This window comes from Pseudarthrobacter sp. NPDC092202 (genome assembly GCF_044755505.1).
Lineage (GTDB): Bacteria > Actinomycetota > Actinomycetes > Actinomycetales > Micrococcaceae > Arthrobacter.
Window position 1 is genome coordinate 305,869 of sequence record NZ_JBIVRG010000002.1, and the last position, 25,553, is coordinate 331,421.

At 65.4% G+C, this 25,553-nt stretch carries 25 protein-coding genes and 1 pseudogene; 8 read left to right on the forward strand and 18 right to left on the reverse strand.

Going from position 1 to position 25,553, the window contains the following annotated elements:
- Window positions 1–150: 150 nt before the first annotated feature.
- A complete protein-coding gene (locus tag ACIQF4_RS04810) occupies window positions 151–2,103 on the forward strand; it encodes a M13 family metallopeptidase (protein ID WP_400516165.1) in 1,953 nt (650 codons plus the stop codon).
- Window positions 2,104–2,204: 101 nt separating this feature from the next.
- Here ACIQF4_RS04810 and ACIQF4_RS04815 read toward each other — a convergent pair whose 3' ends face one another.
- The 5 genes from ACIQF4_RS04815 to ACIQF4_RS04835 form a co-directional block, all read right to left on the reverse strand.
- Window positions 2,205–3,656, reverse strand: coding sequence for an LCP family protein (locus ACIQF4_RS04815; protein WP_400516202.1), 1,452 nt, complete (start codon window positions 3,654–3,656; stop codon window positions 2,205–2,207).
- Between the two features lie 216 nt (window positions 3,657–3,872).
- Complete coding sequence (gene era / locus ACIQF4_RS04820; RefSeq protein WP_400516164.1) at window positions 3,873–4,832, reverse strand: GTPase Era; 960 nt, start codon at window positions 4,830–4,832, stop codon at window positions 3,873–3,875.
- Window positions 4,816–6,147, reverse strand: coding sequence for a hemolysin family protein (locus ACIQF4_RS04825; protein WP_400516163.1), 1,332 nt, complete (start codon window positions 6,145–6,147; stop codon window positions 4,816–4,818). The genes era and ACIQF4_RS04825 overlap by 17 nt, the downstream gene beginning before the upstream one ends.
- A complete protein-coding gene (gene ybeY / locus ACIQF4_RS04830; protein WP_231454280.1) occupies window positions 6,144–6,617 on the reverse strand; it encodes an rRNA maturation RNase YbeY in 474 nt (157 codons plus the stop codon). Before ybeY ends, ACIQF4_RS04825 begins: the two co-directional genes overlap by 4 nt.
- Window positions 6,614–7,702 carry a PhoH family protein gene (locus tag ACIQF4_RS04835; RefSeq protein WP_231454279.1) on the reverse strand — a complete coding sequence of 363 codons (1,089 nt, stop codon included), beginning with the start codon at window positions 7,700–7,702 and terminating at the stop codon, window positions 6,614–6,616. Before ACIQF4_RS04835 ends, ybeY begins: the two co-directional genes overlap by 4 nt.
- Before the next feature lie 370 nt (window positions 7,703–8,072).
- Here ACIQF4_RS04835 and ACIQF4_RS04840 point away from each other — a divergent pair, with 370 nt between their 5' ends.
- Window positions 8,073–9,020, forward strand: a complete 948-nt coding sequence (locus ACIQF4_RS04840) for a GerMN domain-containing protein (RefSeq protein ID WP_400579847.1) — start codon at window positions 8,073–8,075, stop codon at window positions 9,018–9,020.
- 27 nt (window positions 9,021–9,047) lie between these two features.
- Here ACIQF4_RS04840 and ACIQF4_RS04845 read toward each other — a convergent pair whose 3' ends face one another.
- The 3 genes from ACIQF4_RS04845 to hrcA all read right to left on the reverse strand — a co-directional run bounded on the left by ACIQF4_RS04845 (window position 9,048) and on the right by hrcA (window position 12,046).
- Entirely contained in the window at window positions 9,048–9,821 is a 774-nt protein-coding gene (locus tag ACIQF4_RS04845) for a 16S rRNA (uracil(1498)-N(3))-methyltransferase (protein WP_400516161.1), read from the reverse strand.
- A gap of 2 nt (window positions 9,822–9,823) precedes the next feature.
- Window positions 9,824–10,951, reverse strand: a complete 1,128-nt coding sequence (gene dnaJ, locus ACIQF4_RS04850) for a molecular chaperone DnaJ (RefSeq protein WP_400516160.1) — start codon at window positions 10,949–10,951, stop codon at window positions 9,824–9,826.
- A gap of 81 nt (window positions 10,952–11,032) precedes the next feature.
- The gene (gene hrcA, locus ACIQF4_RS04855; protein WP_400516159.1) at window positions 11,033–12,046 is read right to left on the reverse strand and encodes a heat-inducible transcriptional repressor HrcA; all 1,014 of its coding nucleotides are present in this window, start codon (window positions 12,044–12,046) and stop codon (window positions 11,033–11,035) included.
- A gap of 176 nt (window positions 12,047–12,222) precedes the next feature.
- On the opposite strand from hrcA, the gene ACIQF4_RS04860 reads away from it, so the two are divergent.
- Entirely contained in the window at window positions 12,223–13,068 is an 846-nt protein-coding gene (locus ACIQF4_RS04860) for a DUF3097 domain-containing protein (protein ID WP_400516158.1), read from the forward strand.
- A gap of 152 nt (window positions 13,069–13,220) precedes the next feature.
- Window positions 13,221–13,640, forward strand: coding sequence for a DUF4870 domain-containing protein (locus ACIQF4_RS04865; RefSeq protein WP_400516157.1), 420 nt, complete (start codon window positions 13,221–13,223; stop codon window positions 13,638–13,640).
- A gap of 125 nt (window positions 13,641–13,765) precedes the next feature.
- On the opposite strand, the gene hemW is transcribed toward ACIQF4_RS04865, so the two are convergent.
- Window positions 13,766–14,995, reverse strand: coding sequence for a radical SAM family heme chaperone HemW (hemW, locus tag ACIQF4_RS04870; protein ID WP_400516156.1), 1,230 nt, complete (start codon window positions 14,993–14,995; stop codon window positions 13,766–13,768).
- A gap of 36 nt (window positions 14,996–15,031) precedes the next feature.
- Window positions 15,032–16,885, reverse strand: coding sequence for a translation elongation factor 4 (gene lepA / locus ACIQF4_RS04875; RefSeq protein WP_400516155.1), 1,854 nt, complete (start codon window positions 16,883–16,885; stop codon window positions 15,032–15,034).
- A 177-nt stretch (window positions 16,886–17,062) separates the two neighbouring features.
- On the opposite strand from lepA, the gene ACIQF4_RS04880 reads away from it, so the two are divergent.
- Both ACIQF4_RS04880 and rpsT read left to right on the forward strand, forming a co-directional pair.
- On the forward strand, window positions 17,063–17,623 hold the full coding sequence (locus tag ACIQF4_RS04880; RefSeq protein WP_400516154.1) for a type II toxin-antitoxin system PemK/MazF family toxin: 561 nt from the start codon (window positions 17,063–17,065) through the stop codon (window positions 17,621–17,623).
- Between the two features lie 170 nt (window positions 17,624–17,793).
- Entirely contained in the window at window positions 17,794–18,054 is a 261-nt protein-coding gene (gene rpsT / locus ACIQF4_RS04885) for a 30S ribosomal protein S20 (RefSeq protein WP_056739236.1), read from the forward strand.
- Between the two features lie 196 nt (window positions 18,055–18,250).
- Here rpsT and holA read toward each other — a convergent pair whose 3' ends face one another.
- The 7 genes and pseudogenes from holA to ACIQF4_RS04920 form a co-directional block, all read right to left on the reverse strand.
- Entirely contained in the window at window positions 18,251–19,267 is a 1,017-nt protein-coding gene (gene holA, locus ACIQF4_RS04890) for a DNA polymerase III subunit delta (protein WP_231454269.1), read from the reverse strand.
- A complete protein-coding gene (locus ACIQF4_RS04895; RefSeq protein ID WP_400516153.1) occupies window positions 19,201–20,838 on the reverse strand; it encodes a ComEC/Rec2 family competence protein in 1,638 nt (545 codons plus the stop codon). The genes holA and ACIQF4_RS04895 overlap by 67 nt, the downstream gene beginning before the upstream one ends.
- Before the next feature lie 478 nt (window positions 20,839–21,316).
- Entirely contained in the window at window positions 21,317–22,246 is a 930-nt protein-coding gene (locus ACIQF4_RS04900) for a ComEA family DNA-binding protein (RefSeq protein WP_400516152.1), read from the reverse strand.
- 189 nt (window positions 22,247–22,435) lie between these two features.
- Window positions 22,436–22,525: pseudogene (locus tag ACIQF4_RS04905) on the reverse strand (DUF4193 family protein); the annotation flags it as partial.
- 16 nt (window positions 22,526–22,541) lie between these two features.
- Window positions 22,542–22,874: a hypothetical protein gene (locus ACIQF4_RS04910; protein WP_400579849.1), complete on the reverse strand. Its 333-nt coding sequence runs from the start codon at window positions 22,872–22,874 to the stop codon at window positions 22,542–22,544.
- 64 nt (window positions 22,875–22,938) lie between these two features.
- Window positions 22,939–23,217: an antibiotic biosynthesis monooxygenase gene (locus ACIQF4_RS04915; RefSeq protein ID WP_350003201.1), complete on the reverse strand. Its 279-nt coding sequence runs from the start codon at window positions 23,215–23,217 to the stop codon at window positions 22,939–22,941.
- Window positions 23,218–23,260: 43 nt separating this feature from the next.
- Window positions 23,261–23,632 carry a hypothetical protein gene (locus ACIQF4_RS04920; protein WP_350003199.1) on the reverse strand — a complete coding sequence of 124 codons (372 nt, stop codon included), beginning with the start codon at window positions 23,630–23,632 and terminating at the stop codon, window positions 23,261–23,263.
- Window positions 23,633–23,709: 77 nt separating this feature from the next.
- Between ACIQF4_RS04920 and ACIQF4_RS04925 the strand changes: the two genes are divergently transcribed.
- Both ACIQF4_RS04925 and ACIQF4_RS04930 read left to right on the forward strand, forming a co-directional pair.
- Window positions 23,710–24,228 (forward strand): nucleotidyltransferase domain-containing protein, encoded by a 519-nt coding sequence (locus ACIQF4_RS04925; RefSeq protein WP_400516150.1) that lies wholly within the window; start codon window positions 23,710–23,712, stop codon window positions 24,226–24,228.
- Between the two features lie 53 nt (window positions 24,229–24,281).
- Window positions 24,282–24,473 (forward strand): hypothetical protein, encoded by a 192-nt coding sequence (locus ACIQF4_RS04930; RefSeq protein WP_400516149.1) that lies wholly within the window; start codon window positions 24,282–24,284, stop codon window positions 24,471–24,473.
- A 46-nt stretch (window positions 24,474–24,519) separates the two neighbouring features.
- Here the strand turns inward: ACIQF4_RS04930 and ACIQF4_RS04935 are convergent, their stop codons facing one another.
- Window positions 24,520–25,515 (reverse strand): DegV family protein, encoded by a 996-nt coding sequence (locus tag ACIQF4_RS04935; protein ID WP_400516148.1) that lies wholly within the window; start codon window positions 25,513–25,515, stop codon window positions 24,520–24,522.
- Window positions 25,516–25,553: the final 38 nt, after the last annotated feature.

Here is a 25,553-nt window from a genome sequence, read left to right on the forward strand (position 1 = left end):
CCGCGGCAGCTAAGAAGAAGGAGCTCTGCACGCACCTTTTGAGAGTAACACGGGTGCGTAAGATGAAAGGGCACTACCGTCAGTAAAGTCCACCATGCAGACGCCGCGCGCTGTGTTTCCTGCCGCCGCTCTCCACACGAAGGAGTTTCAGTGCCCATTTCGGGGATCGACCTGTCCACCATTGATCACACGGTCCGGCCGCAGGATGACCTTTACCAGCATGTCAACGGCGCATGGCTGAAGGCCACCGAAATTCCCGATGACCGGCCGCTCGAGGGCACGTTCACCGCCCTCCGGGACGGTTCGGAGATCGCTGTCCGCGACATTATCGAAGAAGCCGCAGCGAAGGGCGGGGCCGCCAGCGGGATCGAACGGAAAATCGGGGACCTCTACAACAGCTTCATGGACGAGGCCTCAGTTGAGGCGAAGGGCCTTGAGCCGATCCGCCAGCGCCTTGCCGAGGTCTTCGCCACCAACACTGTGGAAGACCTTGTGGCGCTGGCAGGGCGGTTGGTCCGCGCCGATGTTGGCGGTCTCTTCTACATCTACCCAGCGCCGGATGCGGGTAACCCCGACCGGATCCTCCTGTACACAGGGCAGGGTGGCCTTGGGCTTCCCGATGAGTCCTACTACCGGGAAGAAAAGTTCGCTCCGATGGTCACCGCCTATGCCGCGCACGTGAAGACGATGCTCGGCCTGGCAGGCGTTGTTGATGCCGGCGCAGCCGCCGGGCGCGTGGTGGCACTGGAGACCAAGCTCGCGTCCCATCATTGGGACAACGTCACCCTTCGGAATCCGCAAAAGACGTACAACCTGAAGACGGCGGACGAGGCCTCAACACTGTTCCCGCTCCTGTCCACCTGGTTTGAGGCCGCCGGCATCGATGCCGGCAAGCGGCAGGAGATCGTCATGAGCACGCCTCCGTTTTTTGAAGGCGCCGCTGCCCTCCTCGGGTCCGAGCCGCTGGCCCACTGGCAGGAATGGCTGGCGATGCGGGTGGTCAGCGCGGCGGCGCCGTACCTTTCCTCGGCTGTTGTAGACGCCAACTTCGCCTTCTACGGCACCACCATCAGCGGCACGCCCCGCAACAAGGACCGCTGGAAGCGCGGGGTGGGCGTCGTCGAGGCCGCTTTGGGAGAGGCCGTGGGGCAGATCTACGTGGCCCGGCACTTCCCCGAGACCCACAAAGCCAGGATGCAGGCACTCGTTGCCAACCTCACTGAGGCATACCGCCAGAGCATCAGTGCCGTCGGCTGGATGGGTGACGCCACGAAGGCCGAGGCACTCCGGAAGCTGGAGGGCTTCCGGGCCAAGATCGGCTACCCGGACCAGTGGATCGACTACTCCGCCGTCGAGATCGATCCCACCGACCTTTTGGGCAACGTTGAGCGGGCACACAATGCCGACGTCGACAGGCACCTTGACGAGGTAGGCAAGCCGGTGGACCGCAACAAGTGGCTGATGACACCGCAGACGGTCAACGCCTACTACCACCCCATGATGAACGAGATCGTGTTCCCGGCCGCGATCCTGCAGCCGCCGTTCTTCACGGCAGATGCCGATGACGCCGTGAACTACGGCGGTATCGGCGCGGTCATCGGCCACGAGATCGGCCATGGTTTTGATGACCAGGGCTCCCAGTTCGACGGCGGCGGCGCCCTCCGGAACTGGTGGACCGAAGAGGACCGGGAGGCGTTCGAAAAGCTGACCTCGAAGCTGGTGGCCCAGTACGATGCCCTTTCCCCCTACGCAGCCCCCGGGCATACCGTCAACGGACGCCTCACCCTCGGCGAGAACATTGGCGACCTGGCTGGCCTGGCGATCGCTTACAAGGCGTACCGGATCAGCCTGGACGGGAAGGAACCGGACGTGCTGGACGGCCTTACCGGGGAACAGCGCTTCTTCGCGTCCTGGGCGGTCGGCTGGCGCCAGGTCATCCGGCCCGAGGAAGCCGTCCGCCGGCTTGCAACGGACCCGCACTCCCCCAACGAGTTCCGCACCAACGCCATCGCGAAAAACCTGGATGCCTTCCACGAGGCCTTCGAAGTCACTGAACAGGACGGCATGTGGATGCCTCCGGAGGAACGCGTCAGCATCTGGTAGCAGGACGTAAGTAAAGCGGGGCCCACCGGATTGAACTGGTGGGCCCCGCTTGATTCATTAACCGACGCTCTCCTGGCGTCGTTCCGCTCCATGCCGGGCGGCTAATCCTGGACGATGAGCGCCGGGTTGGCCTGCTGGCAGGACGCATCCTTCGCCGTCTGGTTGACGATGTCCTCCGGGAGCGCGGCCGGAGCCCCGTACGTCACTCCCGTGGTGAAGTCTGTGCCCAGGTACACCTGGACGCCCGCGACGTTGGGGGCCGGAAGCATCTGCGCGGCAGGGATTCCCAGCACTGCGGCGACGTCCGCAGCCACGTCCGCGAAGTCCGTGCCGTAATAGACCACTGACTGTTCCACCGCTGTGGCCTCGAACTGGCCGGCCTGGGTGAAACCGCCCGAGACCAGGGCCTGCACGATTTCCTGGGCGCGTCCGGGAACGCCGCTTCCGTTGGCCACGGTGACAGGCTGCAGGGATTTGTCGTAGGGCGGCAGCTGGGGTGCGGTCTCGGTTGGGGTCGCTGTGGGGGGTGCAGGCGATTCAGTAGGCGACTGTGTAGGTGCCGTGGGATCAGTCAGATCCACATCCTGCCGGAGGGCGGCGAACAGTTGGGAACCATCGGGCTCGGCAATCTGCAGCCTGTTGGGGTCAGCCAGCGCCGGAGCGGTGGGCACGGCCACGAAGGCCACCTTGCTGATGTCGATGTCCTTGAGCCGGTTGCCGATGGTGAGCAGGCTGGGGACCGAGGCCAGCCCTTCGTCCACGGTCAGGTTCTGGGTCACGACGTCGGCGATCTTGAGCATCCGGCCCGGATCGGACAACGTCCCGTCGTCCTTGATTTTGCGGGTCAGGGAGGACAGGAAACCCTGCTGGGCTTTGATCCGCCCCAAATCGCCGCCGTCGGCAAACGCGTGGCGCGTCCGCAGGAACGCGAGGGCCATTTCACCCTGGACCGCCGAGGTGCCCGCGGGCAGCCGAAGGCGGGAATCAGGATCGTAAACGGCGTCACTGATGCAAACCTCGACACCGCCAACAGCGTTGGACAATTCCTTGACAGCGGTGAAGTCCGCCATCATGAAGTGGTCCACTTCAAGGCCGGTGAGCTGGTTGACTGTGTCCACGGCGCAGCCGATGCCGGCTTCAGCCATGGCCTCGTTGATCATCACGCCGCTGCGGGCGGGATAGACCTGGTTGGTTTCTTCATCCTTGCATTCGGGAATGTCCACCAGCAGGTCCCGGGGGAAACTGATCACGCTGACGCGCTTGTTGTCCTCGGAGATGTCCATCATCATCATGACGTCCGACTTGCCATAGCCCTTGGAATCGTCCGCTGTGCCGTACTCGGCGTTTTCGCCGTCGCGGGTGTCCGAGCCAAGGATCAGGATCTGCATCCGCCCGGTGGCGTCGCTCACCTGCTCGTTATTGCCGCCGCCGGCGTTCAGCGGAGCCCTGGAGATGTTGTTCTGAAGGCGCAGGAACCAGAAACCGGCGAAGGCGATCCCGCCAATCATGGCCACGGAGACTACGGCGGTGACGACCTTCAGCCACAGCGGCATGCCGCGCAGGGACCCAAGGTGGCGGGCGGCTCCAAGGGTGCCCTCCTCCGCGTGCCGTGACACGGGTCCTCCGGTTGACACTTCAGCTCCGTCGTCGCGCTTATCGCGGCCTAGCCCCACGTGGTGAACCTTCCTCTAAATTCGAAATCCGGCCCATTTTAGTGGTCCAGGCTGGGAAATTGCCGGGCGGCCCAACGGCCGCGCCTCATGAAGGGCTCAGAAACCCAGCTTCACCAGCTGTTTCGGGTCCCGCTGCCAGTCCTTCGCCACCTTCACATGGAGGTCCAGGTAAATGCGGGTACCCAGGAGGGCCTCGATGCCTTTACGCGCATTGGTGCCGACTTCACGCAGCCGGCTGCCGCCCTTGCCGATGATGATCGCTTTTTGGGAGGGGCGCTCCACGTAGAGGTTGACCCGGACGTCGAGCATCGGACTGTCCTCCGGCCGGTCCTCGCGGGGAACGATTTCCTCCACCACCACAGCGAGGGAGTGCGGCAGCTCGTCACGGACGCCTTCGAGTGCCGCTTCCCGGATGAGTTCCGCCACCATTACGGCTTCGGGCTCGTCGGTGAGTTCACCGTCCGGGTAGAGCGGCGGCGACGGCGGCATGTGGCTGATGAGGACGTCAGCGACGGTGTCCACCTGGAAGCCGTCGGTAGCCGAGACGGGAACGATGTCCTTCCAGCCTTCCTCCCCGAGCACTTCCCGGCCCAGGGCGGCCACGGCCAGGAGCTGTTCCGTCAGGGCCTGGCGGTCTACAGTGTCGGCCTTGGTGACAATGGCGATGACGGGTATGCGGCCCACTGCGGCCAGCTGGGCGGCAATGAACTTGTCCCCCGGGCCGATCTTTTCATTGGCCGGGAGGCAGAACCCGATCGCATCCACTTCCGCCAGTGTGTCCGCAACGAGGTCGTTCAGGCGTTTGCCCAGGAGCGTGCGGGGGCGGTGTAGCCCTGGCGTGTCCACAAGGATCAGCTGCGCGTCCTGGCGGTGGACAATGCCGCGGATGGTGTGCCGGGTGGTCTGGGGCTTGGCGGACGTGATGGCCACCTTCTTGCCCACCAGCGCGTTGGTCAGGGTGGACTTGCCCGCGTTGGGCCGGCCCACCAGGACCGAGAATCCTGCGCGGAAACCGCCGAAATCGTCGTGGCTTTCGGCCTTATTTTTCTTGCTCACGTGAAACTCCCTGCTGGGTTGCTTCCGCCTCTTGGAAGAGGTCCTCAAGGTCAGTGTCTTCTTTTGCCACCCGCGCCGCAATGATGTGGCTGACTCGGTTCCGGCGGCCTTCGAGCCTGTCGGCCCGCAGGGACACGCCCTGCACTTCCACCGTGCTTCCCACGATGGGTACACGGCCCAGCGCTTTAGCGAGCAGGCCGCCTGCGGTGTCCACTTCGTCATCGTCCAGTTCAATGTCGAAGAGCTCACCCAGGTCATCGATGCCCATGCGGGCGCTGACCCGGTAGGAACCGTCACCAAGCTCCACGGCTTCGGCGCTTTCGGTGTCGTACTCGTCCACGATTTCCCCCACGATTTCCTCGATGAGGTCTTCCAGGGTGACCAGTCCGGCAGTTCCGCCGTATTCGTCGATCACGATGGCCACGTGCGTGGACTCCTTCTGCAACTCGCGGAGCAGGTCGCTGACCGGCTTCGATTCGGGAACGTACCGCACCTCCCGGGCAAGCGACTCCACCAGCGGCGGTTCCTCGTGGGGCGCGAGTTCGTGGATGACGGCGGCAACATCCTTCAAATAGATGATGCCCAGAATCTGGTCCGTGCTTTCGCCAATGACCGGAATCCTGGAGTAGCCGGAGCGGAGGAACAGGGACATCGCCTCGCGCAGGCTAGAGCCCGCCTCAATGGTGAGGATGTCCGTTCGTGGCACCATGACAGCGCGAACCAGCGTGTCACCGAAGTCGAAGACGGACTGGATCATTTCCGCCTCGGTGTCCTCGATCATGTCGGACTCACTGGCGCGTTCCACGAGTTCGCGGAATTCCTGCTCGCTGAAGAACGCCTCGTCTCCGCCGGGCGCCCCGGGCGCGGCCGTGCTGCCGAGCGTGACCAGCCAGCTGGGGATTGGCCCCAAAACCCAGGTCAGGAAGCGGATCATGGGGGCGGTGGAGCGCACAACGGCCGCTGAGTGGAGCCTGCCGAGCTGGCGCGGGGAAACACCCACGATCACGAAACCCAGCAGCGCCATGATGCCGGTAGCGGCAAGGCCTGCCAGCCAGACGTTGTCCAGCAGGCTGTAAAGCAGGACGGCGACCGCAACGGCGGACGCCATCTCAAACCAGATGCGCCAGAACCGCAGTGCCCGGATGTGGGCCACCGGGCGGGAGAGGATCTGCCGCAGGGCGGTCCCGCGGCTCTTCAGCAGGGCTTCTTCCGCGTCGTGGCGCGGAATGAAGTTGAAGGCGGCCTCGGCCGCGGTCAATACAGCCGCAACAGCCAGGAAAGCCAGGGCCATTGCGACAAGGAGCAAAGGCGTCACTGGGTGGTCTCGGCGGGCGCTTCTTTGCCGGTGAAGCCGGACAGCAGCTCACGCTGGAGCCCGAACATCTCGGCCTTCTCCTCGGGTTCTGCATGGTCGTATCCGAGGAGGTGGAGGATTCCGTGCGTGGTCAGCAGGAGCATCTCGTCCTGCAGGGTGTGGCCCGCGTTCTTGGCCTGCACCCGGGCAACCTGGGGGCAAATGGCAATGTCGCCGAGCATGCCCTGGGGGGTGGGCCGGTCCGGTGTTCCGGGGGTCAGTTCATCCATGGGAACGGACAGGACATCCGTGGAACCGGGCTCATCCATCAGCTCGATGTGAAGCTTTTCCATTGCGGGTTCGTCCACCAGCAGGACGGAAAGTTCGGCCTGCGGGTGGATATACAGCTGCTCAAAAATGTACCGGGACAACGCCACGATTTCCGCTTCGTCCACCTGGACGCCGGATTCATTGTTGACCTCGATGCTCACGCGTGTTCCCCCCGTTTGGCGGCGCCGGCCGAGTGCTTCACGCGGCTGCGCTGGGTTTCATCCCAGATGCTGTAGGCGTTGACGATGTCGCCCACGAGCCTGTGCCGGACGACGTCTGCCGCATCCAGGACCGAGAAGCTGACGCCTTCTATGCCCTGGAGGATTTCCTCCACGATGCGGAGTCCGGACCGGGTGCCGAAAGGCAGGTCCACCTGGGTGACGTCACCGGTGACCACCATCTTTGACCCGAAGCCGAGCCTGGTAAGGAACATCTTCATCTGCTCCGGCGTGGTGTTCTGCGCCTCGTCAAGGATGATGAAGGCATCGTTGAGCGTCCGTCCGCGCATGTAGGCCAGGGGTGCCACTTCAATGGTGCCGGCGGCCATCAGCCGGGGGATGGATTCGGGATCCATCATGTCGTGCAAGGCATCGTAGAGCGGCCGCAGATAGGGATCGATCTTGTCGCTGAGGGTCCCGGGGAGGAAACCCAGCCGCTCCCCCGCCTCTACTGCGGGGCGGGTCAGGATAATGCGGCTGACCTCTTTCTGCTGCAGTGCCTGGACGGCCTTTGCCATCGCGAGGTAGGTTTTGCCGGTTCCTGCCGGACCGATGCCGAAGATGACCGTGTTGGTGTCGATGGCATCAACATACGTTTTTTGGTTCAGCGTCTTCGGGCGGATGGTTTTTCCGCGGCTCGACAGGATGTCGTGGGTCAGCACGTCCACGGGATTCTGCAGGGACTGCGTGCGGAGCAGCGCTACAAGCTGCTGCAGCACCGCCGGGCTGATCACAGTGCCGCGGGCCACGAGGCCGCGGACCTCGTGGAGGAGCCGCATGATGCGGGGCACGTCGCTGGCAGGCCCGGTGATGGAGAGCTCATTGCCGCGGACATGGAAGTTGACGTCCGGGAACTGTTCCTCGATGTACCGCAGGGCCTCATCGTGGCTGCCAAGGGACTGCACCATTTGGTCGGAGTTGTCGAAAAGGACTACCTCGGTACGGCTGCCGGGGAGGGTATGGGGAAATTCCCCCGCAGCGCCTTCTCCCGTGTTGAGCCGGCGCTTGCCATTCGCTGATTCAGTCATAGTGATGGCCCGCAGGCCCGTGATCCCCTCAAAGTCTCCGGAACAATTCCCGCTGCCGGCGGCCGGAGACGTTGTACTTGGACGATGTACCGGTTGCGCCTTGACCAGCGATCCCTCCATCTTACGCCAGGACGGCATCAACGACTGAAAGGGAAATGGCAGGCGGCCTCCGGCAACACGGCAGGGCCTTTTGGTTCGGCCATTAGGTATCAACTTCATATCGGCCTCATATCGTTCCCGTTGCAGTTCCACCGGGAGGCCCGTATTCGGCCCTTCAGCTCCAGGCCCTGTGCCATGCTGGAAATCCAGCCAGTGCTGGATCTGCCGCTTGGGGAGCGGCCCGCCATTCATGAAAGGACAGGCAACAAACGTGCCGGAATCTGCTGCGCCCCGCAGGGCAGGACGACCTGGCGGCACTGTGCGCCCTGGCGTCCTGGCAGTGGTTCTGATGGCGGCCCCGCTCCTGGCGGGTTGCCTGGCCGAGCCAAGTCCCTCACCCACCAGCGCGCTGGGCTCCGCTCCCGCCGCGACCGGGACCGCGCCTTCCACGAGCGCGCCGCTGGAGACCACGCAGTCGTCCAACAAAGCGCCTGTCTACTGGATTGGCCGGAGCAACAGCAGCGTGTTCCTTTACCGTGAATTTCGGGATGTGCCCGAACAGGAGAACCCGGTGACGCGGGCCTTGCGGGCGATGATGTCGGACAAGCCCCTTGATCCGGATTTCTTTACCCCATGGCAGAGCCCGGGCCAGCTGGCCACGTCCATCTCGGGCAAGGACGTGATCACCGTGGATGTCTCGGAGGACGCTTTCAACAGCAACCTCGACGCCGACATGGCCGGCCGCGCTGTCCAGCAGCTTGTGTACACGGCCACCGCGGCTGCGGCGAGTTCAGGGCTTATCGATTCCGGGCAGCAGATCCGGGTGCGGATCCTGGTGGACGGGCATACCGACTACGTTGCTTTCGGCCACATCCAGCTGGGTGAGCTGATGACCAGGGCCGCCGGCATGGTGGCCCCTGTCTGGATCATCGACCCGCAGGAAAACACAGAAGTTGCTGCCGGGAGTGTCAAGATCACCGGGCGCAGCACGCTTCCCGGGGGGAAGCTCCGGTGGCAGATCCTGCGGGCGGAAGAGGACGGCACCAAGGTGCCGTTCCTGACCGGGGAGACGACGGCGGCCGCGGAGCCGGGCCAGGCAGGGCTGTTTACGCTTGCCCTCACCCTGCCGGCCGGCGACTATGAACTGAAGGTGGCCCAGGCCGGCGCCGGCGATCAGCCGGACCAGAATGAGGACTCGCGGGCTTTCAAGGTCCGGTAGTTGCCCGTCCGGGATACGCCGGCAGGTTCAGGGCGCGGTCCAGCGGCCCAGGACGTCGCTGGCAAGCACAACGGCGGCCGGTCCGGCGGTTGAGGAGCGCAGGACATGGTGCCCCAGCAGGGCGGTGAGGGCGCCCTTGCCGCAGAGCCTTGTTACTTCCCTGGGGCTGATGCCGCCTTCCGGCCCGGCGATCAGCAGGACTTCGCGGGGTTCCGTTCCCTCCCGGCCCTGCCAGGTTTCCAGTACGGTGCGCAGTGGGCGCACGGCATCCTCATGGAGGATAATGGCCAGCCCTGCGGCCTCCACCAGTCCAGCCAAGGCGGCAGTGTCGACGGCGGGCCGCACCTCGGGGACCCACGCGCGGCGCGCCTGCTTGGCTGCTGCCGCCACCACTGACTGCCACTTCGCGTGGGCCTTGGCTGCCCGGTCGCCCTTCCACCGCACGATGGACCGCTCAGACTGCCAGGGTATGACGGCGTCGATACCCAGTTCGGTGGCCGTTTCAATGGCGAGCTCATCCCTGTCGCCCTTGGCCAGGGCCTGCACCAGGACCAGCCTTGTGGCCGGCCGTTCCTCCAGCCCAATGGCGGTGCACTCCACCTCGAGGGCGGCGGGCGACGCCGAAAGCACCCGTCCGCTCATCCGCGTACCCGCCCCGTCAACAATGTCGACGGGCTCGCCCGGGGCGAGCCGCTTGACCGTGACGGCGTGCCGCGCCTCGGTCCCCTCGAGGACAAAGGCCTGCCCCGCCGTCATGTGGTCAAGGGACCCGGGCGGGGTGAAGAAGACAGGGTTGCTCACCGCTACAGGTTACCGAGCCGGTCCCGGAGCTTGGCGAACATGCCGCCGCTGGCCGCAAGCTTGCCCTCGGTGATCTGCTCACCGCGCATTTGGGCCAGCTGGCGCAGGAGCTCTTCCTGCGCGGCATCAAGCTTGGCGGGCGTTTCAACCTGCAGGTGGACCTTGAGGTCGCCACGGCCGTAACCGCGCAGGTGGGTCACGCCAAGTCCGCGAAGCGTAATGATTTCACCGGACTGGGTGCCGGGCTTGACGTCGATCTCCTGTGGCCCGTCGAACGTTTCCAGGCTCACTTCGGTGCCCAGGGCGGCGGCCGTCATCGGGATGTGCAGGGTGGCGTGGAGATCGTCATTGTCGCGGACGTAGGTGGCGTCGTTGTTGACGCGGATTTCAACGTACAGGTCACCGGAAGGCCCGCCGGCCGGGCCTGCCTCCCCTTGGCCGGAGAGCTGGATGCGTGTTCCGGTGGCTACGCCGGCGGGAACCTTGATGGTCAGCGAACGGCGGCTGCGGATGCGCCCCTGCCCGCTGCATTCGTTGCACGGGTCCTTGATGACGGTGCCGAAGCCCTCACAGGTTCCACAAGGAGCCGCGGTCATGACCTGCCCCAGGATGGACCGGACGGCGCGCTGTACCTGGCCGCTGCCGCCACAGATGTCGCAGCGTTCAGGATGGCTGCCGGGCTGGCAGCAGGAACCCTCACAGGTTGGGCACGTGACGGCAGTGTCCACCTCAAGCTTCTTGTTGACACCGAAGACAGCGTCACGCAATTCGATCCGGACGCTGATGAGGGCATCCTGCCCGCGCCGCACGCGGGACGCCGGGCCGGTGGAACCGCCGGCGCCAAAGAAGGTGTCAAAGATGTCCTGGAACGCGAATCCCTGGCCGGCGTAGCTGCCTCCGCCGAAGCCGTTGTCCGTACCGTTTTCGTTGCCCGTGGTGTCATACACCCGGCGTTTCTGCGGATCGGACAGGACTTCATAGGCGTGGGTCACAGCCTTAAAGCGGTCCGACGCATCCTCACCCGGGTTGACATCCGGGTGCAGGGTGCGTGCCAGCTTGCGGTAGGCCTTCTTGATCTCTTCTCCCGTGGCCTCCGGTGAGACTCCAAGGACGTCGTAGTGGCTGCTCAAAGTTCGTATCTCTTCCTTGTTGTACTGCCTGCAGTCGGACTGCTGGAAATGCTGTGGGTGTCCAGTGGCCCCGGATGGGCCTCAGGGGCCCAGGATCCGGGAAAGGTAGCGGGCAACTGCCCTGACGGCAGCCATGGTGGTGGGATAGTCCATGCGTGTTGGTCCGAGCACGCCGATTTTCGCTGCGCTGTCCGGCCCGTACCCCGTGGCTACAACCGATGCCTCGGCCAGTCCGTCATAGGGATTCTCACGGCCGATGCTGACAGCCACCCCGCGGTGGTCCTGCGCCATCTCGCTCAGCAGGCGGAGCATAACAACCTGCTCCTCAAGAGCTTCGAGCACCGGGCCGATGCTGAGCGGGAAGTCCACGTTGGACCTCGCCAAATTGGCTGTTCCCGCCATGACCATGCGTTCCTCGCGGCTGCTCTGTGCCAGCGCCTCAAGGCCGATCGCGAGGGCCTGGGCCGCCTGCCGCTGCCCCGGGGCGGCCGTGGCCACCACCGCCGGCAGGGACTGGGCCAGCTGGCTCAGCGGTGTACCGGCAAGCGATCCAAGGAAGCGCGCCCTCAGGCCCGCCAGGCCTTCGTCCCCCAGGTCCTGCCCGACGTCGATAACACGCTGCTCCACCTTGCCGCTGTTGGCGATTAACACCACCAGCACCTTCCGCGGGGCCAGGAGGACGAATTCGATATGCCGGACCAGTGCCCTGCTCAGGTGCGGGTACTGGACCACTGCAACCTGGTTGGTGAGCTGCGACAGGAGCCGGACGGTCCGGTCCAGGACGTCGTCCAGGTCATCCGAACCTTCCAGCAGGGACTGGATGGCGCGGCGCTCCGCCTGGGACAGCGGCTTCACGGCGGAGATCTGGTCGACGAACAGCCGGTAGCCCTTGTCGGTGGGGATCCGGCCGGCGCTGGTGTGCGGAGCCGTAATCAGGCCCTCTTCCTCCAGGGCCGCCATGTCGTTCCTGATGGTTGCGCTGGACACACCGAGATGGTGGCGCTCCACCAGGGCTTTGGACCCCACGGGCTCGCGGGAGTGGACGTAGTCCTCCACGATGGCACGGAGTACTTCAAGTTTGCGTGGCTCGCTCACACTCCACCTCCATCCAGGATTCGGGGCGGCCGCGCCGCCCGCGCTGTGCCGCTCATCGTTTAGCACTCGACATGCCCAAGTGCTAACAGTCTATTATGCCTCTCCCCGTTGCTAGCATTGGTACCGCTCCGGGCGAAATTCCGGACCCTGTGATCGAGCGCTAGGCGGAGTGAATCATGCAGTACCAGAACTGGGGCCCCCAGGACATGTCCGCTCCGTCAAAGGCTCAACTGCCCGAAGTTCCTGTTGAACGGGGAATGGTGCTGGAGGACGTCCAGTCCGGCTGGGTGGGCGCCGTGACCCGCGTGGAGAAGTCCGGGGGCATGCATGTGGTGGCGCTGGAAGACAGGCGCGGCAAATCCAGGTCTTTCCGCCTGGGCTTCGGCTTCCTCCTCGAAGGCCAGGCCATCAAGCTCCTTCCCCCGGCGCCGCGGCAGGCCCCCGCCGCCACAGGCAGGACGGCATCAGGTTCGGTCCGGGTGGCCGGCCAGCGTGCGCAGGTCGCCAAGGCGAGCCGAATCTGGGTGGAGGGAAAGCACGACGCCGAACTGGTGGAAAAGGTCTGGGGAGACGACCTTCGGGTGGAAGGCATCGTCGTCGAACCCCTCCATGGCATCGACGACCTTGCCGCGGCAGTGGCCGACTTCAGGCCCGGTCCGGGCCGGCGGCTGGGCGTCCTGGTGGACCACCTGGTGCCCGACTCCAAAGAGTCCCGCATTGCAGACGCCGTGATGGCCTCACCAGGGGCTGCCGGGAACGTGCTGATCGTAGGCCACCCCTACGTGGACGTCTGGCAGGCGATCCGGCCTGCCGTGCTGGGCATCGAAAAATGGCCGGTGGTGCCGCGCGGGCAGGACTGGAAGACCGGGATCCTTGCCGCGTTCGGCTGGCCCCACGCCACCAAGGAGGATATTGGGCTTGGGTGGCAGAAGTTGCTGGGTGCCGTTCGCACCTACGCGGACCTGGAAGCCTCCCTGCTCGGGAGGGTGGAGGAAGTCATCGACTTCCTGACGGTTCCCTGACGGGACCGCCGCGCCGCCGTGCGTAAAGCCCTGGAGCAGCATCCGCGCCTCCAGCCAGTATTCTTGGTACTGCGGATCTGCGTCATTTGCAGTCCGCCTCAACCGATATGCATTCTTAGCCAGCACCATTGCACTTTTAGAAGGAACAGACTGTGGCAGAAAACGCACGCGATCACAGGGACACCCAGGGCGGCCAGGGCCGTTCGGAATACCATGGCGTTCCGGCGAATGCGCTGCCCCTGACAGCCAGCGAAGACCGGCAGTGGGCCACCATGGCGCACTTTGGCGGAATCCTTGGTTGCGTTCCTGCTCTGCTGATCTACCTCATTTTCCGGGACAGGGGCCCTTTCACGGCGCAGGAGTCCAAGGAAGCGCTGAACTTCAGCCTGCCTCCCACCATCGCCGCCGTAGTGGCGAACATCCTGGTGTTCGTTCCGGTGATCGGCAACATCTTCGCCGTGATTGCCACCCTCATCTGGATTGCCCTGACCTGTTACTCCGTGGCGGCCGGCATCCATGTGAACAAGGGACAGCCGCACCGCTACCAATACAACCTGCGCTGGATTAAGTAGTCCCTCCGGCTCCCAGCACTCGCAAGTTCGTGCCGGGGCCCTCGCCCGCGTGGGCCCACCCTCCGGCTCCCAGCACTCGCAAGCTCGTGCCGGGGCCCTCGCGGCCTGGGCCCAGCTTGAAACCGCTAGTCCGGCAGGACCCGGCGCACCACGGCGTCAGCCAACAGCCGGCCTTTCAGCGTGAGGACCAGCCGGCCTGCGAAGGCGGCGGCGGGATCAATCAGTTCCTCCGCGATGAGCCCGGCCACCTCGCGCCGTCCTGCGGCGCTGAGCGAAGGGATCTTGAGGCCGGATTGCAGGCGGACCTCGAGCATCACGCGCTCCATGTTCCGTGATGCCGAATCCAGGGTTTCCCTGCCTGCCGCGGGTGAGGCTCCCTGCGCCAGGCGTCCCGCGTAGGCAGTGGGGTGCTTGACGTTCCACCACCGGACACCGCCCACATGCGAGTGGGCCCCCGGCCCAATCCCCCACCAGTCGTCGCCGCGCCAGTATGCCAGGTTGTGGCGGCAGGCCTGTCCGGGCGTGCGCGCCCAGTTGCTGACCTCGTACCAGCCCAGGCCGGCCTTGGTGATCAGCTCATCGGCGAGCTCGTACTTGTCGGCGTGGTCGTCGTCGTCGATCCCGGGGACTTCACCACGGCGGATCTGGGCGGCAAGCTTCGTTCCGTCCTCGATGATCAGCGCGTAGGCGCTGATGTGGTCCGGCTGGTAGGAAAGTGCCGTCTCGAGCGAGTACCGCCAGTCCGCCAGGGACTCCCCGGGCGTGCCATAGATGAGGTCCAGGCTGACGGCCAGTCCGGCGTCGCGGGCCCACTGCACAACCTGCGGCACACGGCTGGGCGTGTGGGTCCTGTCCAGGACCTTGAGGACGTGGGGAACGGCTGACTGCATCCCGAACGAGATCCGGGTGAAGCCGGCATCCTTGAGGATGGCAAGGGACTCGGGGGTGACGGAGTCCGGGTTCGCCTCCGTGGTGACCTCGGCGCCCTCCTCGATCCCCCACTGGTCGATGGCGCGTCCCAGGATCAGGGCCAGGTCCTCCGCAGGAAGCAGGGTTGGCGTGCCGCCCCCGAAGAACACCGTGCTGAGCGGCCGCGCGGGCAGGCCTGATTCCGTGAGGACCCTGGCTGCCAGGGACACTTCCGAGGCCGCGGTGGCGGCATAGGCGTCCTGGGAGGCACCGCCGCCAAGTTCGGTGGCGGTATAGGTGTTGAAATCGCAGTACCCGCAGCGGACAGCGCAGAACGGAATGTGTACATAAAGTCCGAACGCCCGCTCCGCCGCACCATCGGCTGCCTGCTGGGGCAGCAGACCGTCCGACGGCGCCGGGTCGCCAAGGGGAAGAACGCTAGGCACTGCAGGGGCCTCCGGCGGTACCGGCTGCTGTAACCACTACTTCCTGGCCTTGTCCTTGGACTCGTCGGTGGTGAGCGCAGCGATGAAGGCTTCCTGGGGGACCTCGACGCGCCCCACCATCTTCATGCGCTTCTTGCCTTCCTTCTGCTTTTCCAGCAGTTTCCGCTTACGGGAGATGTCACCGCCGTAGCACTTGGCCAGGACGTCCTTGCGGATGGCGCGGATGCTTTCGCGGGCGATGATCCTGGAACCAATGGCCGCCTGGATGGGCACCTCGAACTGCTGGCGCGGAATAAGCTCGCGCAGCTTGGTGGTCATCATGACGCCGTACGCGTAGGCCTTGTCCCGGTGGGTGATGGCGGAGAAGGCGTCAACCTGTTCGCCCTGGAGCATGATGTCCACCTTCACAAGGTCGGCCACCTGGTCGCCGTCGGCCTTCCAGTCCAGGGAGCCGTAACCGCGGGTCTTGGACTTCAGGATGTCGAAGAAGTCGAACACGATCTCGGCCAGCGGCAGGCGGTACCGGATTTCCACGCGGTCCTCTGAAAGGTAGTCCATGCCGCCCATCACGCCGCGGCGGCTCTGGCACAGCTCCATGATTGCGCCGACGAATTCGTTTGGAGCCAGGATGGTGGCGGACACCATGGGCTCGCGGACCTCGGAGATCTTGCCGGAGGGGTATTCGCTGGGGTTGGTCACGTGGACCACCTTCTTGTCCTCCAGCGTCACCTCGTATTCCACGTTCGGTGCAGTGGAGATCAGGTCCAGGTTGTACTCACGCTCGAGCCGCTCACGTGTGATTTCAAGGTGGAGCAGGCCCAGGAAGCCGACACGGAAACCAAAGCCCAGCGCGGCAGACGTCTCGGGCTCGTACACCAGGGCGGCGTCGTTGAGCATCAGCTTCTCCAGCGCATCGCGCAGCACCGGGTAGTCCGTGCCATCCAGCGGATAGAGGCCGGAGAACACCATGGGCTTGGCATCCGCGTAACCCGGAAGGGAGTCTGCGGCAGGCTTGGCCATGTTGGTGACGGTATCGCCCACCTTGGACAGGCGGACGTCCTTCACACCCGTGATGAGGTAGCCCACTTCGCCAACGCCCAGGCCCTTGGAGGGTGTGGGTTCCGGTGAGCTCACACCGATTTCGAGGAGTTCGTGGGTGGCCCGGGTGGACATCATCTGGATGCGTTCACGGGGGTGCAGCATGCCGTCCACCACCCGGACGTAGGTCACCACGCCGCGGTAAGTGTCATAGACGGAGTCAAAGATCATGGCTCGTGCAGGGGCATTGGCGTCACCCTGGGGCGCCGGCAGGTCGCGGACAATCTTGTCCAGCAGCGCCTCGACGCCCATGCCGGTTTTGCCGGAAACGCGCAGGACGTCCTCAGGTTCGCCGCCGATCAGGCTGGCCAGCTCCGCCGCGTACTTCTCCGGCTGCGCTGCCGGAAGGTCGATCTTGTTCAGGACCGGGATGATGGTGAGGTTGTTCTCCATCGCCAGGTACAGGTTGGCGAGGGTCTGGGCCTCGATACCCTGCGCAGCGTCCACCAGGAGGATGGCTCCTTCACACGCGGCGAGTGAGCGGGAGACCTCATAGGTGAAGTCAACGTGGCCGGGCGTGTCGATCATGTTCAGCGCGTAGCTGGTGCCGTCCAGTTCCCACGGCATACGGACCGCCTGGGATTTGATGGTGATGCCGCGTTCGCGCTCGATGTCCATCCGGTCCAGGTACTGGGCCTTCATGTCACGGGACTGGACCACGCCGGTGAACTGCAGCATCCGGTCGGCCAGGGTGGACTTACCGTGGTCAATGTGCGCGATGATACAGAAATTCCGAATAATGGCCGGATCTGTCGCGGCGGGCACCGGTGCGGTGCGGGCCATGGGAGACACGCAGGGGTCCTTACTCTTGGCATTCACACGGCCACCGCCGGGCCCGCCGTGGGCGGCCCGCGGACAGGCCGCACATTTTCAACCTCCAGTGTCCCACGTCGGAAGCTGCCACACCGCATCCTGGACGGAGTAGCCGCCGTCATTCTCCCGTGCGCGAGGCAGCTATAGGGTGGCTGGATGGTTTTCAATCTCCGATCACTGCAGGACGCGGTCAGGACAGGACTGCGAACACTCCGAAAGGCGCGAAGGGCTGCCGGCGCTGCTGGCCGCCCCTCCCCGGGCCGGGCCACGCCGGCTTCCGGCAATGGACAGGCTGGGGGCGGGGCCGCTGCCGCTACCACCTACCCCGGGGATTTCCACGGAAAGTTCACCGTCAGTTACGCAGCCAGTCCGGATGGCGAGCCCGATCCGGGGGAAGTGGTGTGGGCCTGGGTGCCGTACGAAGAAGACCACAGCCGCGGGAAGGACCGGCCAGTCCTGCTGGTGGGCCGCAACGGCGGCTACCTGCTCGGACTGATGCTGACCAGCAGGGACCGGGTTCCTGATACTGCAGCCTCAGCGGACTACGTGGACATCGGAGTTGGAGGCTGGGACCGTCAGGGCCGCCCCAGTGAAGCCCGGCTGGACCGCGTCCTCCAGCTCCGCCCGGACGGCATCCGGCGGGAGGGTGCCGTACTGGACCGCAACCGTTTCGAGCGGGTGGCCTCCTCCTTGCGCCGGCGACACGGCTGGGCCTGAGCCTGTGAAATGGCAGGAGTTGCCCCTGACCTGCTATTCTTTATAGCTGTGTGTCCGTGCAGGTCGACGGCCACTGATGGTTGGCCGCCATAGGTATCCCCACGCCGCTCAGTCAATGGCCAACCTGAAAGCCCTCTAGACCATTTCCGCATTAAAAAGAGAGTTCACACGTGGCGAATATCAAGTCCCAGAAGAAGCGCATCCTCACCAACGAGAAGGCACGCCTGCGCAACAACGCAGTCAAGTCCGAGCTGAAGACGGCCATCCGCGCCGTCAACACCGCCGTTGAGTCCACGGACAAGGATGCAGCTGCTGCTGCCCTGGTTACTGCCAGCCGCAAGCTGGACAAGGCTGTTAGCAAGGGTGTTCTGCACAAGAACAACGCAGCGAACCGCAAGTCGGCGATCTCCAAGAAGGTCAACGCACTGTAAGGTTTCCAGTTCGTTTGAACTGATGGTTGTGGCCGGTACCCTCGGGTGCCGGCCACACATCTTTAAGTGCAGAGTTAGGTCCGTTGCCTAACCTCATGCGCGGACTAAGGCCTTGTAGCTTCCGGCCCGCTCACAAGCTTAGGAAATTCGGCTGACCGGCGTCCCGGGAAAGTTTCGCCGGGGGCCTGGTCGACGGTCAGCGGCCCTGGACAGACATGGCAATGACCGTAACCGCGTGCTCCACGGCATAGACGGGGTCGCGCGAAAGTCCTTTGACCTGCGCGTCGGCCTCGGCGGTGGCCTGGATGGACCGGACCAGCCCGTCCGGCGTCCATCGCCGCACGTCCCGCTGCGCCTGCTCAACCAGCCAGGGTTGCATGCCAAGCTCTGCGGCTATCTGGGCGGAGGATCCGGATGCGCCGGCAACCCGCGCAACCGTTCGGAGCTTTGCGGCCAGCGCGGCCACCAACGGTACGGGATCCGCTCCGGTGGCCAGGGCATGTCGGAGGGTGGACAGGGCCAAGGGCGCATTGCCCGCCATGGCAGCGTCAGCCACCTTAAATGCTGTCGCCTCGATACGGCCACCGTAGTAGCGGTCCACGATGTCCGAGGTTACGGTGGTTCCCGCGTCGGCGATGAGCTGGCTGCATGCGGCGGCAAGTTCTGAAAGGTTGGCTCCAACCGCGTTGACCAGGGCCTGGACGGCGTCCTGCTCAATACGGCGGCCGCCCGCCTTGAATTCGGCCGCCACAAAGGCCACCTTGTCTGCGTCTTTCTTGAGCGGCTGGCAGTCCACCACCGGCCAGCCGCCCTTCTTGACGGCGTCCAGGAGCTTCTTTCCCCGGACTCCCCCGCCGTGCCGGAGGACCAGGACGGCATCGGGTTCCGTGTGTTCCACGTACCGAAGCGCATCAGCGAGGAAGGCATCGTTCATGGCTTCGACGGCTTCAACCTCGATGAGCTTGCTCTCACCGAACAGCGAGGGACTGACCTGCATCAGCAGGGTGCCGGGCTCATAGGCAGCCGCGTTGATCCGGCTGACCTCCACGTCGGGTGCCGCTGCCCGCACCTGCGCGCGGATGCGGTCCATTGCCCTGATGCCCAGATACTCTTCCGGGCCGCTGACCAGCACCACCGCTGCAGGCGCTACGTCCCGCCAGGTGGCCGCATTGGATGCCGGGGAACGGGTTGCTCGCTTCTGCGCAGCGGCCATCGTGGGTTCCTTCCGGAAAGTATTGTGGAGTATCCCAGCCTGCCACGTCCGGCTCCCCGCTCCAAGCCGGGGCCGGGCTGCCGCGCCATCTTCCACATCGTCCCGGGCTCCTGCCGGAAGCCCCAGCGGCGGAGCGACAGGACAGCCCTATCCTCCAGGGCTTCGATGAGCGAAACGAGATGCCGGTGACAGGACATGACCAACCCGCCGGCCTGGCGCGGCCGGGCACAAGCCCAGACGGTTCCATACGTCAGAACAGACAGGAACAGCATGGTCAGCAGCCCGTGAATGCCTTCCGGCCAGGGCAGCGATGCTCCCGGGAGCTGTGACGTGAACCTTGCCACGGCGGCGACGCCGGCACTGAACGTCCCGGCCACCGCGATGAGGGCCGTTGCCGCCCACGGGGCAAGAACCACCAGGGGAACAGCTGCCGTCCCCAGCAATGTCACAGGAGCCACCAGGGGCGAGGCGATAACGTTTGCCAACAGCGAGTAGGTGGAAAACTGGGGTTGCAGGATCACGATCACCGGTCCGCAGAGCAGCTGGGCTGACAGCGGGACGGCCACCGCTGCTGCCGCCCAGCGCGGAACGAACCCGGGCATCCAACTGATGATTCGCCGGCCAAGGACAATGATTCCCAGGGTGGCCAGAACGGACAGGAGAAACCCGAAGCTGGACCCCAGGCCAGGGTCTGTCAGCAGCAGGCCGATCACCGCAAGGCACAGGAAGCTGAGGCCCCGTCCGGAACGCCCGCCGGCCAGTGATATGACGGCGATGGCACCCATGAGGGCTGCCCGCAGGACGCTGGCGTCCGGCCCCACGAGGAGCACGAAGAGCCAGAGGCCGGCGCCGGCCAGGGCAGCGGCGGGGAGGCGCGGCAGGCGCAGGCCCCGGCAAGCCAGCAACAGTGCCCCAAGGACCAGGCTGCAGTTGGCGCCGCTGACGGCCGTCAGGTGCGTCATGCCCACCCCCTTCATGGCAGTCTCCAGTCCCTCGTCCAGCGCCGTGGTGTCTCCCGTGACCATGCCCGGCAGCAGGCCGCGGGGATCGGGGGTGAGGAAGGAGGACGCGGCCACGAATTGTTCCCGAAGTTCTTTGGCCGATCCCTCCAGGATTGGCACGGCGGTGGCCTGGCCCGGGCCTGAGGAGGCCGTGAGAATCGCGGCTTCCTCCGTTCCTGGCACTGGCGGCCGAAGCTTTCCCGTTGCGCGGACCAGCTGGCCGGTCACCACACTGCCCCAGTCGCCGCCGCCCATAACCACAAGCTGAGCCCGGGTTCGGAGCAGGACACCGCCGGTGCTGACGTCGCGGGTCCAGACAGGCACTGACCAGCGTTCCGGCATTCCCGCCTGGCCTGGTGCAGTGAGTGCCCGGGGGCCGCCGGCCACTTCGACGACGGCCACTACTGATTTCCCTGCAGCAACAGCCTCAGCCAGGGGCCCCTCGAACCGCTGGCTGGCTGCCGCAGCCGAGTGTGCGGCCGCGGCAGCCGCCAGGAAGAGTGCTGCCGCGCAGGTGGACAGGAAACTGCGCCGGGCGCGCGGGCGTTCTGTCCTTGGTGTGAATCGCAAGCGGCTCCGGCGTATCAACAGCATCCCTGCAAGAGCAAAACTAGAACAGAGTGCCGCCAGTGCCAGCGGCTGCAGCCAAAGCCCCGCGATGGAGGCGGCCCATACGGCCGCAGCTGGCACGGCGAGACGGACGTCGGTGCGGCGGCGGGACTCCTCGCTGCCGGCAGCTGAGTCTTTCCCTGCATTCCCCTTCGTCTTTCCCTGCCAGGCTGCATCCCGTACCCCGTCCCACTGCTCCTGGACACGGTGCCGGAAAGTCACGGGAACCGTGAAGCTCCGGCGCTGTCCCGGCTCTGTTCCGGAGCCCGATGCCGTCGTATCCCCGGTCCGCCGGAGGCTTCCTTCGGCGCCAGTTGTTCGCGCTGGTCCGGGCACAGCTGTGGGTCCCCTGACTGCAGACTCCACATACCGCTGCCATGCGCTGCCCGCGGGCTTCACCCTGCGGCTACCCATCAGACACACCCCTCACGTCGTCCCATCACACCGTCACCAGCGGCAGCAATGCCTCAAGCATCTTGGGTCCAACGCCGTCAACTGCGTCCAGCTCCTCGACGCTTTTGAAGGCCCCATGCTCGTTGCGCCAGTCCACGATGCGCTGGGCAAGCACCGGCCCGACCTTGGGCAAGGTATCCAGCTCCTCCACGCCCGCCGTGTTGAGGTTGATTTTCGCTCCCGCAGCGTTTCCCGCGTTACCAGCCTCGGCCACACTTCCGGCTCCGGGTTCCGGACTTGTGCCTCCGGTACCTGCTGCCGGTAACTGCTCGCCTTCGCGCGGCACATGGATCTTTTGGCCATCCTCCACCACGAGGGCCAGGTTCAGCCGGCCAAGGTCCGCGCCGGAGATTGCGCCTCCAGCGGCCGTGATGGCCTGGTGCACCCTGCTTCCCGCCGGCAGCTGCACCACTCCGGGACTGGTCACGGCTCCGGCAACATGGACCACCACCGCAGCGGCGGTCTCAGCCTCCGCGTTCTCAACGCCCGGCCCACTGCCACCGGCCCCCTCATCTCTCGTAACGGTGGCCCCGGCGGAAGGGTTAGCGGCAGGGCTGCCGGGGCTTACGCCGCTGAGCGGAAGGATCTCCGGCCGGCCCGCCGCCACCTGCCACCAGAACCACGCCGCGGCAGCAACAGCAAGGACGCCAAGAAGAACCGCCAGGCGGGGGCCCAACCGCCAGCGGAGTGCCGGCCCCAGGGCCGTGGACGCGGTATCCGCGTCCTGTCCGGATTCCCCGGGCAACGCCGTGCCGGAAGCGTCCGGAACGTGGCCGCCGGCACTCTGGTACTCAAAGAGCTGATTCCCGTCGGCGTCCAGCAACAGGCCGGACGGCGCCTCGCCCAGGGCTGCCTGCAGCCGGGTCCTGGCATGGCGCGCCGAGTGACCTGCTGCTCCAGCGTCCCGGCGTGACATAGCTTCACGCTAGGGACCACTGCGCGGGGGCAACAGGGCAGCCGCATGATATGTGGAAAGGCTCCTTTCAGCCGGACCGGCAGCGGACTGACCTCCATGCGGCAAACACTCCAGGTCAGCGGCGGGAGCGTGGATTCTTCGCGGATGCTGTCCCAGATGCGCTCCGGGACAGCCGGCCAGAACCGTTAAGCCCTCACATTCGACGCAGTAGGCATGGTCGTCCTTCTCGCGCGCCTTCTGCGAACGGTGCCGGACCAGAAAGCAGGAGTAACAGGTGAACCTGTGACGGGGCCTTTCAGAACACCTGCGACTCCAGGAAGCCGTAGACGAACCAGATCAGGACGCCGGAGGTGATGGTGAGGGCGATGGTGCCTGGAACGCGGCCACGGCGGCGTACGAGACTGACGACACTCAAGGCAATAGTGGCGAGGGCTGCGGGGAAAGTAACGCTGAAGAGGTAGTAGAACAGGCCAATCCCGGAGTCGACACCGCCCCCGACGGCCCACACAGCCCAAAAGACTCCTGCGGTATTGAGCACCAGGATCAGCAAGGCAAGAAGACCTGCATTCAACTTTCGGCCACTTGATTCGGCGTCGTCTTGGCCATGGCCCTTCTCTGTCATCCCCATCCCCGTGACGTTACCTCCCGCAGAGACTATCTGGTCCGGGTCTGGAAGTGAACGCGGAGAAGACCTAAAGCCCCACAATCGTGTAGCGGCGCTCGATCCCGGCCGTGGCCCGCCCCCAGATGCTGCCCGCCACCCGTTCCTGGTGAAGCCTAAAAGCATGGGGGTCGCTGAAATGTTCGTCGACCTTCCAGACCAAGGGGTCGCCGGTAGGCGTCACGCTGAAGGAGACACAGCCGGGTTCAGCCCGGGTCAGCGTGACGTGCCGGTCGAGATGCTGAACCACGACGGCAACCTGGTTGTTGTTACGGCACACGAGCTGTCCGCTCAAATAGACAGCAGTCACTGGCCAATCCTCTCGACTCTCGGGCATCCCAGCCTTCCGGTGTTCACCCACCGGTCAACTTTCCGGATTGGGCAAGTGACCGGCGGATACCCACGATCCTGACGGCCACCCCCGTCAGGACCAGGCCAATTCCCAGCGCCATCAAGATCCATACCGGTACAGAAGCGGCATCGATGTTCCGGTAGCACTCCGCCGCCAGCCCCGTAGTCCGCATCTGGATGTCGGCCTCTTCAGCAGCACTGCTTTGCGGAAGCAGCGGGCTGCCGCACAGCGGCCCCACTGTCTTCATTCCGATAACAAAACTCAGGATGTGCAGGGCAAACCCGACGGCAATTGTCAGAATCCAGCCGCGCCGCTGGCTAAGCTCCTGGTTGATGTCCACAGTCGAATTTCCCGGCGAATCCCGAACCTCCATGTTCAGAGCCTAATGGAAGTTCCCCACGGAGACGCCGTACGGTGTTTCAACAGGTCATTTCCAGGAGGCGGTTCGGCGTGGACGACTCAGTGTTCGTTGACTATGTGGCCGGTCACCTGGCCGCTCTTCCCGGGGTTCTTGCGGTAACTCTCGGGGGGTCACGGGCGACCGGCACCCACGGACCGTCCAGCGACTGGGATTTCGCCCTGTACTACCGGGAACATTTTGATCCTGATGACTTGAGGAACATCGGCTGGCAGGGAACGGTTTCCGAGATTGGGGGCTGGGGCGGCGGAGTCTTCAACGGCGGGGCGTGGCTGGAAGTCGACGGCCGCAGCGTGGATATCCACTACCGGAACCTCGACGTTGTTGAGCATGAGCTGGCCGAGGCGCAGCACGGCAGGTTCCACATTGAGCCGCTTATGTTCCACCTGGCCGGGATCCCCAGCTATCTGGTTGTGGCCGAACTCGGCATCAACCGCGTCCTTCGCGGGGATGTGCCGCAGCCGGAGTACCCGCAGGTCCTCCGCAGGACCGCCCCGAGCGTCTGGATGGACCGGGCCCACATGACGCTCGGCTACGCGCGCCGCGCATAGCCGTCAAGGGGCGCCTGACGGAACTGGCCGGGGCCCTGGCCATCTCCGCTGCGATGGCAGCACACGCCGTGCTCGCCGCCCGGGGCGAGTGGGTCACCAACGAGAAGCGGCTACTGGAGCGTGCCGGGTTGCGCCACATGGACGAGCTCATCTTTGGGCTGGACCGGGAGCCACCCGTTCTTGGAGAAACCATCGATCAGGCAATCCAGCTCTTCAATGATGCTTTGGCCGAAGCAGTGCCCTGATTCCCTTCTGCTCCGGCTCACACGGCCAAGCCTGAGCCAATGCCTGCTACGAGGAAAGCGTTCCCGGAAAAGTGCCGGTATCCCCCGGTTCCTCCCCCACGATGACGGCCAGGACGCCCAGGCCCGCGTGGGCGGCCAGTACGGCCGGAAGGGAACTTGCCTGGGCCGGGGGGCACAGCGGCAATTCGCGCGCCAACCGTTCGGCGAGGCTCTTAGCCTCGTCAGGATTCCCAAAGTGGTGGACGGCCAGCCGAACGGCCGGGGCAGGACGGGCACCGGCATCAGCGGCAACAATCTCTTCCAGCCGGGCTACAGCCTTTGCGGCCGACCGCACCTTTTCCAGCGGCACGATTTTGCCGCCCTCCACCGCCAGGATGGGCTTGATCGCCAGCATGGTGCCCAGCAGCGATGCCGCAGCACCGATGCGGCCCCCGCGCCGCAGCTGCTCCAGGCTGGGAACGTAGAAATACACTTTGGTCCCCGCTGCCTGTTCCGCGGCGGCAGCGGCAACGGCGGCGGCATCCCCGCCGTCGGCCGCGGCCCGGACAGCCGCCTGCACCGCCATGCCCTGGGCCATCCCGACAGTCCGCGAATCGACTACCTCCACCGGGATGCCCACCCGGGCCGCTGCAAGGCGGGCAGCATCAGCCGTCCCGGACAGTTCTCCGGAGATGTGGACAGACACCACCGCTTCGAACCCGCGCTGCCAGGCCGCACGGTAAGCCTGCTCGAACTGGCCGGGTGACGGCCGCGAGGTCTTCACGGACGTTCCGCTCGCCAGCGCCAGGGCGATGGTTTCGGAGATGTCATCCTCGCCCTCGCCATAGATCTCATCCCCCACCATCACGGGCATGGGTATCACAGCCAGCCGCCCGTCACCGCTGAGCCCGGCGGTCCAGTCAGCAGGCAGCGCCGCCGCGGAGTCGGTCACCACGGCAGTGCGTACGACGGCGGCGGGCTGGCTCCCAGGGGCCTCCTGCCCGCGGCGGCGTGCCAGCAGGCGTGCACGGACCCAGGGCCAGGCGGCGTCACGGTCGGGCAAGGGGGCCTCCTGGGATCACAGCAGGCCGCCGGAGGGCT

Excerpts from the sequence above, each read along its gene's own strand:
- ACIQF4_RS04815 (WP_400516202.1), bottom strand. The coding sequence starts at position 3,656 with ATGCCGCTGTGGCTGAAGGTCGTCACCGCCGTAGTCTCCGTGGCCATG.
- ACIQF4_RS04835 (WP_231454279.1), bottom strand. The coding sequence starts at position 7,702 with ATGACTGAATCAGCGAATGGCAAGCGCCGGCTCAACACGGGAGAAGGC.
- ACIQF4_RS04860 (WP_400516158.1), top strand. The coding sequence starts at position 12,223 with ATGCAGTACCAGAACTGGGGCCCCCAGGACATGTCCGCTCCGTCAAAG.
- ACIQF4_RS04880 (WP_400516154.1), top strand. The coding sequence starts at position 17,063 with ATGGTTTTCAATCTCCGATCACTGCAGGACGCGGTCAGGACAGGACTG.
- holA (WP_231454269.1), bottom strand. The coding sequence starts at position 19,267 with ATGGCCGCTGCGCAGAAGCGAGCAACCCGTTCCCCGGCATCCAATGCG.
- ACIQF4_RS04900 (WP_400516152.1), bottom strand. The coding sequence starts at position 22,246 with ATGTCACGCCGGGACGCTGGAGCAGCAGGTCACTCGGCGCGCCATGCC.
- ACIQF4_RS04910 (WP_400579849.1), bottom strand. The coding sequence starts at position 22,874 with ATGGGGATGACAGAGAAGGGCCATGGCCAAGACGACGCCGAATCAAGT.
- ACIQF4_RS04920 (WP_350003199.1), bottom strand. The coding sequence starts at position 23,632 with ATGGAGGTTCGGGATTCGCCGGGAAATTCGACTGTGGACATCAACCAG.
- ACIQF4_RS04930 (WP_400516149.1), top strand. The coding sequence starts at position 24,282 with ATGGCAGCACACGCCGTGCTCGCCGCCCGGGGCGAGTGGGTCACCAAC.